The sequence below is a fragment of the Ectopseudomonas guguanensis genome (genome assembly GCF_900104265.1).
In the GTDB taxonomy this organism is placed as follows: Bacteria; Pseudomonadota; Gammaproteobacteria; order Pseudomonadales; family Pseudomonadaceae; genus Aquipseudomonas; species Aquipseudomonas guguanensis.
Map to the genome: position 1 here is coordinate 258135 of NZ_FNJJ01000003.1, position 14018 is coordinate 272152.

General features: G+C 62.4%; 13 protein-coding genes. 10 read left to right on the forward strand and 3 right to left on the reverse strand.

The genetic code is table 11. The features are described 5' to 3' along the window. Nucleotides 1–76: 76 nt before the first annotated feature. Together ppnP and BLS61_RS05975 are read right to left on the reverse strand one after the other, a co-directional pair. Nucleotides 77–358: a pyrimidine/purine nucleoside phosphorylase gene (gene ppnP / locus BLS61_RS05970; RefSeq protein ID WP_024308040.1), complete on the reverse strand. Its 282-nt coding sequence runs from the start codon at nucleotides 356–358 to the stop codon at nucleotides 77–79. Between the two features lie 67 nt (nucleotides 359–425). Then, nucleotides 426–974 (reverse strand): 3'-5' exonuclease, encoded by a 549-nt coding sequence (locus BLS61_RS05975; RefSeq protein WP_090428723.1) that lies wholly within the window; start codon nucleotides 972–974, stop codon nucleotides 426–428. A gap of 120 nt (nucleotides 975–1094) precedes the next feature. Between BLS61_RS05975 and BLS61_RS05980 the strand changes: the two genes are divergently transcribed. The 3 genes from BLS61_RS05980 (at nucleotide 1095) to BLS61_RS05990 (ending at nucleotide 3071) form a co-directional block, all read left to right on the forward strand. After that, nucleotides 1095–1967, forward strand: a complete 873-nt coding sequence (locus tag BLS61_RS05980; RefSeq protein ID WP_090428726.1) for an NAD(P)-dependent oxidoreductase — start codon at nucleotides 1095–1097, stop codon at nucleotides 1965–1967. A 187-nt stretch (nucleotides 1968–2154) separates the two neighbouring features. After that, a complete protein-coding gene (locus tag BLS61_RS05985) occupies nucleotides 2155–2406 on the forward strand; it encodes a YkgJ family cysteine cluster protein (protein ID WP_090428728.1) in 252 nt (83 codons plus the stop codon). Between the two features lie 65 nt (nucleotides 2407–2471). After that, nucleotides 2472–3071, forward strand: coding sequence for an START domain-containing protein (locus BLS61_RS05990; RefSeq protein ID WP_090428732.1), 600 nt, complete (start codon nucleotides 2472–2474; stop codon nucleotides 3069–3071). A 68-nt stretch (nucleotides 3072–3139) separates the two neighbouring features. Here BLS61_RS05990 and gltA read toward each other — a convergent pair whose 3' ends face one another. Continuing rightward, entirely contained in the window at nucleotides 3140–4420 is a 1281-nt protein-coding gene (gltA, locus tag BLS61_RS05995) for a citrate synthase (protein ID WP_090428735.1), read from the reverse strand. A gap of 349 nt (nucleotides 4421–4769) precedes the next feature. Between gltA and sdhC the strand changes: the two genes are divergently transcribed. From sdhC to lpdA, 7 genes are all read left to right on the forward strand, one after another. Beyond that, the gene (sdhC, locus tag BLS61_RS06000) at nucleotides 4770–5156 is read left to right on the forward strand and encodes a succinate dehydrogenase, cytochrome b556 subunit (protein ID WP_208598773.1); all 387 of its coding nucleotides are present in this window, start codon (nucleotides 4770–4772) and stop codon (nucleotides 5154–5156) included. Then, nucleotides 5150–5518 (forward strand): succinate dehydrogenase, hydrophobic membrane anchor protein, encoded by a 369-nt coding sequence (sdhD, locus tag BLS61_RS06005; protein WP_090428741.1) that lies wholly within the window; start codon nucleotides 5150–5152, stop codon nucleotides 5516–5518. Before sdhC ends, sdhD begins: the two co-directional genes overlap by 7 nt. A gap of 3 nt (nucleotides 5519–5521) precedes the next feature. Further along, a complete protein-coding gene (gene sdhA, locus BLS61_RS06010) occupies nucleotides 5522–7294 on the forward strand; it encodes a succinate dehydrogenase flavoprotein subunit (RefSeq protein ID WP_090428744.1) in 1773 nt (590 codons plus the stop codon). Nucleotides 7295–7305: 11 nt separating this feature from the next. Then, nucleotides 7306–8013 (forward strand): succinate dehydrogenase iron-sulfur subunit, encoded by a 708-nt coding sequence (locus BLS61_RS06015; RefSeq protein WP_003240848.1) that lies wholly within the window; start codon nucleotides 7306–7308, stop codon nucleotides 8011–8013. 249 nt (nucleotides 8014–8262) lie between these two features. Beyond that, on the forward strand, nucleotides 8263–11094 hold the full coding sequence (locus tag BLS61_RS06020) for a 2-oxoglutarate dehydrogenase E1 component (protein ID WP_090428747.1): 2832 nt from the start codon (nucleotides 8263–8265) through the stop codon (nucleotides 11092–11094). Nucleotides 11095–11158: 64 nt separating this feature from the next. After that, nucleotides 11159–12388, forward strand: a complete 1230-nt coding sequence (odhB, locus tag BLS61_RS06025) for a 2-oxoglutarate dehydrogenase complex dihydrolipoyllysine-residue succinyltransferase (protein WP_090428751.1) — start codon at nucleotides 11159–11161, stop codon at nucleotides 12386–12388. A 66-nt stretch (nucleotides 12389–12454) separates the two neighbouring features. Beyond that, on the forward strand, nucleotides 12455–13891 hold the full coding sequence (lpdA, locus tag BLS61_RS06030) for a dihydrolipoyl dehydrogenase (RefSeq protein ID WP_090428754.1): 1437 nt from the start codon (nucleotides 12455–12457) through the stop codon (nucleotides 13889–13891). The last annotated feature ends 127 nt before the right edge of the window (nucleotides 13892–14018 follow it).

Genomic DNA, 14018 nt, shown 5'->3' on the forward strand with positions numbered 1-14018 from the left:
GGCTGGGGTCCTGATGGTGATCAAAGAAAAAACCGGCCGCTGGGGCCGGTTCTTTGAGTGCTTTACGGCTGGGCTGTTAGCGGTATTCGCAGAGGTAGGCGGTATCCACGGCCACCTTGAGCTGGAACTTGCTGTTGGCCTCGACGGTGAACTGGCTGCCGGCCTCATAGGTGTTCCAGCTGTCGCTGCCCGGCAGTTTCACGGTCAGGGCACCGGCCACCACGTGCATCACTTCCAGCTGGCTGGTGCCGAACTCGTATTCGCCCGGGGCCATCACACCGATGGTGGCAGGGCCTTCGGCCATGGCGAAGCCGATGGATTTGACGGTGCCGTCGAAGTACTCGTTGACCTTGAACATCTGCGATTCCTCGGGAAAAGGGTTACGAAAGGGGGCGCCAGTATGCCCAAGCGCCTTTTCTTCGTCATCAGTCTTTGAGGGGGAGTACCAGCGGCAGCAGGCGCGCGGTATTGCGCGCGTCCTCGAGGGCCCGGTGCTGCTGCCCCTGGAACTGCATGCCGGCCAGTTGCAGTGCGCTGTGCAGGCCGACCGGACGCTGCAGCTGGCGGGCCTTGGCGAAGGCCTGCTTCAGGTTCAGGTGAGGCGCGTCGGCCAGCAGGCTGTGCAGGCGATGCTGGCGCCACTCCTGCTCCAGCTGGCGGCGATCGTAATCGCCCCAGCTGCTCCAGCCGACCAGGCGTGGCGCATGCTGCGTCAGCCAGCGCTCGAACTGTGCCCAGACCTGCGGCATGGGGGCGGCGCTGTCGATATCGGCCTGGGCGATGTGGGTGAGGTCACGGCAGAAGTCGGTCAGGCAGGGACGGCGCTGTGGTTTGACGAAGCGCTGGAAGTGATCGCGCTCATGCCCGTCAGCGCCGACCAGGCTGGCGCCGATCTCGATGATTTCCATTTCCTCCAGCGGCCAGCCACCTTCGTCGGTCGTGGCTTCCAGGTCGATGACCAACCAATGTCCCATTGGCGCTCCTAATCGTTCGCAAGGCCTGCTCGGGGCCGACTGGCAGGCAGTATGGAAGGCCTTTCCGGCCAGGGCAAACGTCGTGTTAGGCTCTGCGGCCTATGTCCGCAGGAGGTTGTCATGGCAAAGGTCGCATTTATCGGCTTGGGTGTTATGGGGTATCCGATGGCCGGGCATCTGGCCCGTAAAGGCCATCAGGTGACGGTCTACAACCGCTCGCCGGGCAAGGCCGAGCAGTGGATGGGCGAGTACGCCGGCAGCAGCGCGCCGACTCCGCGCGAGGCGGCGCAGGGGGCTGAGCTGGTGATGTGTTGCGTCGGCAATGACGACGACCTGCGTAGTGTGATTCTGGGCGAGCAGGGCGCTTTCGCCGGCATGGCGCCGGGGGCCATTCTCGTCGACCACACCACGGCCTCGGCCGACGTCGCGCGTGAGCTGGCGGCCATCGCGGCCGAGCGCGGCCTGGGGTTTCTCGATGCGCCGGTGTCCGGCGGTCAGGCTGGCGCGGTCAACGGCGTGCTGACGGTCATGGTGGGCGGCGAACAGCAGGCCTACGCCGCGGCCGAGCCGGTGATCCAGTGCTACGCACGGATGATCCGCCTAATGGGTCCGGCAGGCAGCGGGCAGCTGAGCAAGATGGTCAACCAGATCTGCATTGCCGGCCTGGTCCAGGGCTTGGCCGAAGGCCTCAACTTCGCCCAGCGCGCCGGCCTGGATGCTCACGCCCTGGTCGATGTGATCAGCAAGGGTGCGGCTCAGTCCTGGCAGATGGAAAACCGCTACAAGACCATGCTCGCCGGCGAGTTCGATTTCGGCTTCGCGGTCGACTGGATGCGCAAGGACCTGTCGATCGTGCTCGAGGAGTCGCGACGCAATGGCGCGCAGCTGCCGGTGACGGCGCTGGTCGACCAGTTCTATGCCGACGTGCAGGGCATGGGCGGCGGGCGCTGGGATACGTCCAGCCTGCTGGCGCGTCTGCAGCGAGACCGCTGATTGACAAAGGCCGTTGAACGTCGTCGGCAACGAAGGCATGGCTGCAGGCGGTGGGGCGAAGCAGGGCGCCCGAGCCGGGGCGGGCAGTGCAGCGCAAGGTGGTGTTCAGCGGCCCGCCCGAGGGCCTCGACGGATGGCGCGCGCCTCATTAGGATCGCCGCCGTTCGTTTGTAGTCGAGGTCGTTTCATGGAGTGTCGTGCCGGTTGCGGTGCCTGCTGCATCGCGCCTTCCATCAGCTCGCCGATTCCAGGCATGCCGAACGGCAAGCCGGCTGGCGTGCGCTGCATCCATCTCAACGCCGATTTTCTCTGCGCCCTGTTCGGTCGCCCGGAGCGGCCCGCGGTCTGTAGCGGGTTCAAGGCGGATGAGCAGGTGTGCGGCGATGACCGGGAAAGTGCCATCCGCCTGCTGGGTTGGCTGGAGCAGGCGACTGCCTGAGCAGCCGAACCGCCTGCACATCGTGCGGGTCGAAGGCAAACAGTCCCACCGGGAGTTGCTCGAAGATGATGCGTTATTCCGTTTTGCTCATGATGCTCTGCGCGACCGCCGTCCAGGCCGCCGAAAGGCAGTGGCGTCTGGAGCGTGAAGAGCAGGGCGTCAGCGTGTATCTGGCTGACGTGCCAGGCTCGAAGTACAAGGCCTATCGCGGCGTGGTCACGATCAATGGCGATCTGGCTGCGGTGCAGGCCGCGCAGGAGGACATCGAAGGTTCCTGCGCCTGGATCTTCAGTTGCCAGCAGCAGCGTCTGCTGGACACCCGGGGCGATGTGAGCGAGCTGTACACCCGCTTCGAAATGCCCTGGCCGGTGAAGGCACGCGATTCGGTGATTAGGGTGACCACGCACATCGATGCCGATGGCGGCGTTATGCGTCTGCTCGAGGCGGTGCCGGATCGCCTGCCTGAGGAAAAGGACTTCGTGCGCGTGCAGCGCGTCGATGGCCGCTGGCAGCTGAAGCCGCTGGCTGACGGCAAGGTGGAGGTGACCTACGAGGCGCATACCGAGCCGGGCGGCAGCGTGCCGTCGTGGCTGGCCAACAGTTTCGTCGTCGATGCGCCGTTGCAGACGCTGCAAGGCTTGCGGGCCAAGGTGGAGGGCCGCTGAAAACGTGGCGTTATCAATAAAAAAGGCTGCCGGATGGGCAGCCTTTTTCGTTTCGTCTCGCGGCGCTATCAGTCGCGATCGGCGGGCAGGTCGCGCTGCTCGTAACCGGTGTACAGCTGGCGCGGACGGCCGATCTTGTACGGGCCGGAGAGCATTTCCTTCCAGTGCGAGATCCAGCCCACGGTACGTGCCAGGGCGAAGATCACGGTGAACATCGAGGTCGGAATGCCGATGGCCTTGAGGATGATGCCCGAGTAGAAGTCCACGTTCGGGTAGAGATTGCGCTCCTTGAAGTAAGGATCGTTGCGCGCGATCTCTTCGAGCTTCATCGCCAGTTCCAATTGCGGGTCGTTGATGCCCAGCTCGGCCAGCACTTCGTCGCAGGTCTGCTTCATGACCTTGGCGCGCGGATCGAAGTTCTTGTACACGCGGTGGCCGAAGCCCATCAGCTTGAACGGATCGTTCTTGTCCTTGGCCTTGGCCACGTACTTGTCGATGTTGTCCACGCTGCCGATCTCGTCGAGCATGGTCAGCACCGCTTCGTTGGCACCGCCGTGTGCCGGACCCCACAGCGCGGCGATGCCGGCGGCGATACAGGCGAACGGGTTGGCGCCGGAAGAGCCGGCCAGGCGGACGGTGGAGGTGGAGGCGTTCTGCTCATGGTCGGCGTGGAGGATGAAGATCTTGTCCATCGCCTTGGCCAGCACCGGGCTGATCGGTTTGATCTCGCACGGGGTGTTGAACATCATGTGCAGGAAGTTTTCCGCGTAGTTCAGGTCGTTACGCGGGTACATCATGGGCTGGCCCATGGAGTACTTGTAGGTCATGGCGGCGATGGTCGGCATCTTGGCCACCAGGCGCATGGCCGAAACCTCGCGATGCTGCGGATTATTGATGTCCAGCGAGTCGTGATAGAAGGCGGACAGGGCGCCGACCACGCCACACATGATGGCCATCGGGTGGGCGTCGCGGCGGAAACCGTTGAAGAAGGTCTTCAGCTGCTCGTGAACCATGGTGTGGTTCTTGATGGTGCTGACGAACTTGGCCTTCTCTTCCTTGCTCGGCAGTTCGCCGTTGAGCAACAGGTAGCAGGTTTCCAGGTAGTCGGAGCGCTCGGCGAGCTGCTCGATGGGGTAGCCGCGGTGCAGCAGGATGCCCTTGTCGCCATCGATATAGGTGATCTTCGACTCGCAGGAGGCGGTCGACATGAAACCAGGATCAAAGGTGAACCGACCCGTGGCGGTCAGGCTCCGCACATCGATTACATCGGGACCAACAGTGCCGGTCAGAACGGGCAGTTCGACGGGGGCATTGCCCTCGATGATCAACTGCGCTTTTTTGTCAGCCATATGTGGCCTCCTAGTTATGCTTGAAATCATCAGACAGCCCCCCACGCAGGGCCCGCACCACTATAGTGGGATAAATCCGAAAGTCAATTTGCGAGAACCCAGGCAGTAGAAGGGTTTGCACGGGATTTTCAATGAAAAAAGGCCGCTATTTACGCCATTTGTTTCAAGGCTGCAATGCGCTTTTTGGGGTAGGGCATTGCATTGTCATTAGTCTGCTAACTGTCTATACTCTGCGCCCGACCGCCAGGGGCTTTGCGGCCATATCATGGCGGTCGTCACTCCTTGGGTGATGGGTACCTGACCAGTGCACTTCCCAACAACTTTGCCCTGATAGTTAGGGGCTCTCAGTGTGATAAAAGCCGTGAATAGCCAACGACCTGTAAACCTAGACCTTAGGACTATCAAGCTCCCAGTCACCGCTTACACCTCCATTCTTCACCGCATCTCCGGTGTCATCCTCTTTGTCGGTATCGCCATCCTGCTGTTCGGCCTCGACAAGTCGCTGACCTCCGAAGAGGGCTTCGCCCAGGTGAAAGAGTGCCTGACCAGCCCGCTGGCCAAGTTCGTGATCTGGGGTCTTCTGTCCGCTCTGCTGTATCACCTGGTGGCCGGCGTGCGCCACTTGATCATGGACATGGGTATCGGCGAGACGCTGGAAGGCGGCAAGCTGGGCTCGAAAATCGTCATCGCCGTCGCGGCGGTCGTGATCGTGCTGCTGGGGGTGTGGATATGGTAACCAATGTCACGAATTTCTCGCGTTCGGGCCTCTATGACTGGATGGCGCAACGCGTTTCTGCGGTCGTTCTCGCGGCTTATACGCTGTTTCTGCTGGGCTATGTGATCTGCAATCCGGGTATGGGCTACGCCGAGTGGCATGGTCTGTTCTCGCATACCGCAATGCGCATCTTCAGCCTGTTGGCTCTGGTAGCACTGAGCGTGCACGCCTGGGTCGGCATGTGGACCATCTCCACTGACTACCTGACGCCGATGGCGCTGGGCAAGTCGGCGACCGTTGTGCGTTTCCTGTTCCAGGCCGTGTGCGGCATCGCCATGTTCGCGATGTTCGTCTGGGGCGTGCAGATTTTGTGGGGTTTCTGATCCATGGCTAGCATCCGTACTCTTTCCTATGACGCCATCATCGTAGGTGGCGGCGGCGCCGGCATGCGTGCTGCGCTGCAACTGGCTCAGGGCGGTCACAAGACTGCCGTGGTCACCAAGGTATTCCCGACCCGTTCGCATACCGTTTCCGCTCAGGGCGGCATCACCTGTGCCATCGCTTCGGCCGACCCGAACGACGATTGGCGCTGGCACATGTACGACACCGTCAAGGGCTCCGACTACATCGGTGACCAGGACGCGATCGAATACATGTGCTCCGTCGGCCCGGAGGCCGTGTTCGAACTCGAACATATGGGCCTGCCGTTCTCTCGTACCGAGCAGGGTCGCATCTATCAGCGCCCGTTCGGCGGCCAGTCCAAGGGGCCGGACAATCCGACCCAGGCTGCCCGTACCTGCGCCGCTGCCGACCGTACCGGTCACGCGCTGCTGCACACCCTGTACCAGGCCAACCTGAAGGCCGGCGCCTCGTTCCTCAACGAGTGGTACGCCGTTGATCTGGTGAAGAACCAGGACGGCGCCATCGTCGGCATTATCGCCATCTGCATCGAGACTGGCGAAACCGTCTACATCCGCTCCAAGGCCGTGGTTCTGGCCACTGGCGGTGCCGGCCGTATCTACGCTTCCACCACCAACGCCCTGATCAACACCGGTGACGGAGTGGGCATGGCCCTGCGTGCCGGCGTGCCGGTGCAGGACATCGAAATGTGGCAGTTCCACCCGACCGGTATCGCCGGCGCCGGTGTGCTGGTTACCGAAGGCTGCCGTGGCGAGGGTGGTTACCTGATCAACGCCCATGGCGAGCGCTTCATGGAGCGTTACGCTCCGAACGCCAAGGACCTGGCCGGCCGCGACGTGGTCGCCCGCTCCATGGTCAAGGAAGTGATCGCCGGCAACGGCTGTGGCCCGAACAAGGACCACGTACTGCTCAAGCTCGATCACCTCGGCGAGGAAGTGCTGCACAGCCGCCTGCCGGGCATCTGCGAACTGTCCAAGACCTTCGCCCACGTTGACCCTGTGGTCGCGCCGGTTCCGGTCATCCCGACCTGCCACTACATGATGGGCGGCGTTGCCACCAACATTCATGGTCAGGCCATCACCCAGGACGCCAATGGCAACGACAAGATCATCGAAGGTCTGTTCGCCGTGGGTGAAGTCGCCTGCGTATCGGTGCACGGTGCCAACCGTCTGGGCGGCAACTCGCTGCTGGACCTGGTGGTATTCGGCCGCGCTGCCGGTCTGCACCTGGAAAAGGCGCTCAAGGAAGGTGTCGAGGTGCGTGGCGCCAGCGAAACCGACATCGAGCAGTCGCTGGCCCGCCTGGCTGGCGTCAACGAGCGCAGCACTGGTGAAGAGGTCGCGCCGCTCAAGCGCGAGCTGCAACAGTGCATGCAGAACTACTTCGGTGTATTCCGTACCGGCGAATACATGCAGAAGGGCATCCAACAACTGGCCGACCTGCGCGAGCGTATCGCCAAGGTGAAGATCTCCGACAAGAGCCAGGCGTTCAACACTGCGCGTATCGAAGCGCTGGAACTGCAAAACCTGCTCGAAGTCGCCGAAGCGACCGCGGTCGCCGCCGAGGCTCGTAAAGAGTCCCGTGGCGCCCACGCTCGTGAAGACTTCGAGGAGCGCGATGACCAGAACTGGCTGTGCCACTCCCTGTACTTCCCAGGCGAGAAGCGCGTGGCCAAGCGTGCTGTCAACTTCGCGCCGAAGACCGTTCCGGCATTTGAACCCAAGGTTCGGACTTATTAAGGGTGACTGATATGTTGCAAGTCAGTGTTTATCGCTACAACCCGGAGAAGGACGCTGCTCCGTTCATGCAGGATTTCCAGATCGACACCGGCGGCAAGGACATCATGGTCCTGGACGTGCTGGCGCTGATCAAGGAACAGGACGAAGGCTTCTCCTATCGTCGCTCCTGCCGTGAAGGCGTATGCGGTTCCGACGGCATGAACATCAACGGCAAGAACGGCCTGGCCTGCATCACCCCGCTGTCCGCGGCGGGGCTGAAGGGTGGCAAACTGGTGATTCGTCCGCTGCCGGGTCTGCCGGTCATTCGTGACCTGGTCGTCGACATGAGCATCTTCTACAAGCAGTACGAGAAGGTGCAGCCGTTCCTGCAGAACGATACGCCGGCTCCGGCCATCGAGCGTCTGCAGTCGCCGGAAGAGCGCGAGAAGCTCGACGGTCTGTACGAGTGCATCCTGTGCGCATGCTGCTCGACCAGTTGCCCGTCGTTCTGGTGGAACCCGGACAAGTTCCTCGGTCCCGCCGCGTTGCTGCAGGCCTACCGTTTCCTGGCCGACAGCCGCGACACCAAGACTGCCGAGCGTCTGGCTTCGCTGGACGATCCGTTCAGCGTGTTCCGCTGCCGCGGCATCATGAACTGCGTGAACGTATGCCCCAAGGGTCTGAACCCGACCAAGGCCATCGGTCACGTGCGTAACATGCTGCTGCAGAGCGGTACCTGATTCGCAAGTTGCTGTACCTGTAACACCTGCATACCGGCTTCGGCCGGTATTGCAGCAAAAGCCAGAGCCGCAGCCCACAAAGCCGCGGCTCATACTCGAAAAATATGACGACCAGCAGGGGCATCCGGGCTGGTACCCGGACTATCTGCGGGAACCCAAGTGGCTTTATCCGAGTCGCAGCAAGATGACTTTGATTGGAGCCATGCGGTATTCACGCCGGTGGTGTCCCCTTACCGAGGGTGACCAAGCATGCAAGAAAGCGTGATGCAGCGCATGTGGGACAGTGCCCACCTATCCGGTGGCAACGCTGCCTACGTGGAAGAGCTCTACGAGCTCTACCTGCACGATCCCAACGCTGTGCCAGAAGAGTGGCGCACTTACTTCCAGAAGTTGCCGACCGACGGCAGCGCTGCAACGGACGTATCGCATTCGACCATTCGCGATCATTTCGTCCTGCTCGCCAAGAATTCGCGTCGCGCCCAGCCGGTTTCCGCCGGGGCCGTCAGCAGCGAGCACGAAAAGAAGCAGGTGGAAGTTCTGCGCCTGATCCAGGCTTACCGCATGCGTGGCCATCAGGCCGCCCAGCTCGACCCTCTGGGTCTGTGGGTGCGCACTGCGCCGTCTGACCTGTCGATCAATCACTACGGCCTGACCGACGCGGATCTGGATACCACCTTCCGCACCGGCGAGCTGTACATTGGCAAGGAAGAGGCAACGCTACGCGAAATCCGCGATGCGCTGCAGCAGACATATTGTCGCACCATCGGTGCCGAGTTCACCCACATCGTCGATTCCGGTCAGCGCAACTGGTTCGCCCAGCGTCTGGAAAGCGTACGTGGCCGTCCGCAGTTCTCCGCCGAAGTGCAGGCGCACGTGCTCGAGCGCGTCACCGCTGCCGAAGGCCTGGAGAAGTATCTGGGCACCAAGTACCCGGGCACCAAGCGTTTCGGCCTGGAAGGCGGCGAAAGCCTGATCCCGCTGCTGGACGAAATCATCCAGCGTTCGGGGTCCTACGGCACCAAGGAAATCGTCATCGGCATGGCTCACCGTGGCCGCCTGAACGTCCTGGTCAACACCTTCGGCAAGAACCCGCGCGACCTGTTCGACGAGTTCGAAGGCAAGAAGACCGAGGGCCTGTCCTCCGGTGACGTGAAGTACCACCAGGGCTTCTCCTCCAACGTCATGACTCCCGGTGGCGAAGTGCACCTGGCGCTGGCGTTCAACCCCTCGCACCTGGAAATCGTTTCCCCGGTGGTCGAGGGCTCGGTGCGAGCCCGCCAGGATCGTCGCAACGATGCCAGTGGCGATAAGGTGCTGCCGATCTCCATCCACGGTGACGCGGCGTTCGCCGGTCAGGGTGTGGTCATGGAAACCTTCCAGATGTCGCAGACTCGCGGCTACAAGACTGGCGGCACCATCCACATCGTGATCAACAACCAGGTTGGCTTCACCACCAGCCGTCCGGAAGATGCGCGCTCGACCGAATACGCCACCGACGTGGCGAAAATGATCCAGGCGCCGATCTTCCACGTGAACGGCGATGATCCGGAGGCCGTGCTGTTCGTCACCCAGCTGGCTGTCGACTACCGCATGCAGTACAAGCGCGACGTGGTCATCGACCTGGTCTGCTACCGCCGTCGCGGTCACAACGAGGCCGACGAGCCGAACGGCACCCAGCCGCTGATGTACCAGCAGATCGCCAAGCAGCGCACTACCCGTGAGCTGTATGCCGATGCCCTGATCGCCGCCGGCGTGCAGAGCAGCGACGATGTGCAGGCCAAGATCGACGACTACCGCACTGCGCTGGACAACGGCCAGCACGTGGTCAAGAGCCTGGTCAAGGAGCCGAACAAGGAGCTGTTCGTCGACTGGCGTCCGTATCTGGGCCACGCCTGGACCGCGCGTCACGACACCCGTTTCGATCTGAAGACCCTGCAGGACCTGTCCGCCAAGCTGCTGGAAATCCCGGAAGGTTTCCTGGTTCAGCGTCAGGTGGCGAAGATCCTCGAAGACCGTCAGAAGATGGGCGCGGGCGGCTTGCCGATCAACTGGGGCTTCGCTGAAACCATGGCCTACGCCACGCTGCTGGTCGAAGGTCATCCGATCCGCATGACCGGTCAGGACATCGGCCGCGGCACCTTCTCGCACCGTCATGCGGTGCTGCACAACCAGAAGGACGCCTCGACCTACGTTCCGCTGAAGAACCTGTACGAAGGTCAGCCGAAGTTCGAGCTGTACGACTCCTACCTCTCCGAGGAAGCCGTACTGGCCTTCGAATACGGCTACGCCACCACCACGCCGAACGCGCTGGTGATCTGGGAAGCCCAGTTCGGTGACTTCGCCAACGGCGCCCAGGTGGTATTCGACCAGTTCATCTCCAGCGGCGAAACCAAGTGGGGCCGTCTCTGCGGTCTGACCGTTCTGCTGCCGCATGGCTACGAAGGGCAGGGGCCTGAGCACAGCTCGGCGCGTCTGGAGCGTTACCTGCAACTGTGCGCCGAGCACAACATGCAGGTGTGCGTGCCGACTACCCCGGCGCAGGTCTACCACATGCTGCGTCGCCAGGTGATCCGTCCGCTGCGCAAGCCGCTGGTGGTCCTGACGCCGAAGTCGCTGCTGCGTCACAAGCTGGCCATCTCGACCCTGGAAGATCTGGCCGAAGGCTCCTTCCAGACCGTGATCGGCGAAATCGATTCGCTGGACCCGAAAAAGGTCGAGCGCATGATCCTGTGCAGCGGCAAGGTCTACTACGACCTGCTGGAGAAGCGTCGTGCCGAGGGTCGCGAGGACATCGCCATCATCCGTATCGAGCAGCTCTATCCGTTCCCGGAAGAGGATCTGGCCGAAGCGTTGGCGCCGTACAAGAACCTCAAGCACATCGTCTGGTGTCAGGAAGAGCCGATGAACCAGGGCGCGTGGTACTGCAGCCAGCACCACATGCGTCGCGTCGCCACTGCGCACAAGAAGGGCCTGTTCCTCGAGTACGCCGGCCGCGATGCATCGGCAGCGCCGGCTTGCGGTTACGCCTCGATGCACGCCGAGCAGCAGGAAAAACTGCTGCAGGACGCCTTTACTGTTTAACGCCTTCATCCGGTAGGTGGCGGGTGCCACCTACCGGTAAACCGAATTTAAGGAAACGCATACAATGGCTATCGAGATCAAAGCCCCAACCTTCCCGGAATCGGTTGCCGACGGCACCGTCGCCACCTGGCACAAGAAGCCGGGCGAAGCGGTCAAGCGCGACGAGCTGATCGTCGACATCGAAACCGACAAGGTGGTGATCGAAGTCCTGGCCGAGGCCGACGGCGTCCTGGCTGAAATCATCAAGAACGAAGGCGACACCGTTCTTTCCAACGAACTGCTGGGCAAGCTGACCGAAGGTGGCGCTGCCGCCGCTGCTCCGGCTGCCGCCCCGGCCGCTGCCGCCGCTCCGGCTCAGGCTGCCGCTCCGGCTGCCGCCGCTGGCGACGATGCCATCCTCTCGCCGGCCGCGCGCAAGCTGGCCGAAGAGAACGGCATCGACCCGAACAGCATCGCCGGCACCGGTAAAGGTGGCCGCGTGACCAAGGAAGACGTGGTCGCTGCCGTCGAAGCCAAGAAGAACGCTCCTGCCGCCGCTGCCAAGCCGGCCGCTGCTCCGGCTGCTGCTGCTCCGGTCGTTGCCACTGGCGACCGCACCGAGAAGCGCGTGCCGATGACCCGCCTGCGCGCCAAGATCGCCGAGCGTCTGGTCGAAGCCCAGTCCTCCATGGCCATGCTGACCACCTTCAACGAAGTGGACATGACCGAAGTCATGGCCCTGCGTTCGAAGTACAAGGACCTGTTCGAGAAGTCCCACAACGGCGTGCGCCTGGGCTTCATGTCGTTCTTCGTCAAGGCCGCCACCGAGGCGCTGAAGCGCTTCCCGGCCGTCAACGCGTCGATCGACGGCAACGACATCGTTTACCACGGCTATGCCGACATCGGTGTCGCCGTGTCCAGCGACCGTGGCCTGGTGGTTCCGGTGCTGCGCAACGCCGAGCTGATGAGCCTGGCTGAAATCGAGAGCGGCATCGCCACCTTCGGCAAGAAGGCACGCGACGGCAAGCTGTCGATCGAAGAAATGACTGGCGGTACCTTCACCATCACCAACGGCGGTACCTTCGGTTCGATGATGTCGACCCCGATCGTCAACCCGCCGCAGGCCGCGATCCTGGGTATGCACAACATCATCCAGCGCCCGATGGCCATCAATGGTCAGGTGGTGATCCGTCCGATGATGTATCTGGCGCTGTCTTACGACCACCGCCTGATCGATGGTAAGGAAGCCGTGACCTTCCTGGTGACCATCAAGAACTTGCTTGAAGACCCGGCTCGCCTGCTGCTGGAAATCTAAAAGCCAGTCTCCTCCACGGCGGCCCTGTTTTCAGGGCCGTCCGGTTTATTCGAGAAGGAATACGTTATGACCCAGAAATTCGACGTGGTAGTCATCGGTGCCGGCCCTGGTGGCTACGTAGCCGCCATCAAAGCAGCGCAGCTCGGTCTGAAGACCGCCTGCATCGAGAAGTACCAGGGCAAGGACGGCAAGGTTGCCCTCGGCGGTACCTGCCTGAACGTCGGTTGCATTCCCTCCAAGGCGCTGCTGGACAGCTCCTGGAAGTACCATGAAGCCAAAGAAGGCTTCGCCGTACACGGTATCGAAGCCAAGGGCTTGACCATCGACGTACCGGCCATGGTGGCGCGCAAGAACACCATCATCAAGAACCTCACCGGCGGTGTTGCCGGCCTGTTCAAGGCCAACGGCGTGACCCTGCTCGAAGGCCACGGCAAGCTGCTGGCCGGCAAGCAGGTCGAAGTCACCGGCACCGACGGCAAGACCCAGGTGGTCGAAGCTGCTCACGTGATCATCGCTTCCGGCTCCAAGCCGGTCGAGATCCCGCCGGCCCCGGTCGATCAGGACGTGATCGTCGACTCCACCGGCGCCCTGGAATTCCAGAGCGTACCGAAGAAGCTGGGCGTCATCGGCGCTGGCGTTATCGGCCTGGAGCTGGGTTCGGTCTGGGCCCGCCTGGGCGCCGAAGTGACCGTGCTGGAAGCCATGGACAAGTTCCTCGCTGCAGCCGACGAGCAGATCGCCAAGGAAGCCCAGAAAACCCTGACCAAGCAGGGCCTGGACATCCGCCTGGGCGCTCGCGTCACCGCGACCGAAGTCAAGAAGAAGCAGGTTACCGTCACCTTCACCGACGCCAATGGCGAGCAGAAGATGACCTTCGACAAGCTGATCGTGGCCGTTGGCCGTCGCCCGGTGACCACCGATCTGCTGGCTGCCGACAGCGGCGTGGATCTGGATGAGCGTGGCTTCATCTTCGTCAACGACCAGTGCGAAACCAGCGTTCCGGGCGTCTACGCCATCGGTGACGTGGTGCGCGGCATGATGCTGGCTCACAAGGCCTCGGAAGAGGGCGTGATGGTCGCCGAGCGCATCGCCGGCCACAAGGCTCAGATGAACTACGACCTGATCCCGTCGGTTATCTACACTCACCCGGAAATCGCATGGGTCGGCAAGACCGAGCAGCAGCTGAAGGCCGAAGGCATTGCCGTCAATGTCGGTACCTTCCCGTTCGCTGCCAGCGGCCGCGCCATGGCTGCCAACGATACCGGTGGTCTGGTCAAGGTCATCGCTGACGCCAACACTGACCGCGTACTGGGCGTTCACGTGATCGGCCCAAGCGCTGCCGAACTGGTGCAGCAGGGCGCGATCGGCATGGAATTCGGCACCAGCGCCGAAGATCTGGGCATGATGGTCTTCTCCCACCCGACCCTGTCCGAGGCGCTGCACGAAGCGGCCCTGGCGGTGAATGGTGGCGCGATCCATATCGCCAACCGCAAGAAGCGCTAAGAGCCGATATACGACCTGCTGCGCGTCGGCTAAACGGCGTTGAAAACGGCCTCGGAATGCTCATTTACAGATGTAAACTCCGCTTCCTCGGCCCTTTTCGCCACCGTTTATCGCTAGCTCGCCAGAT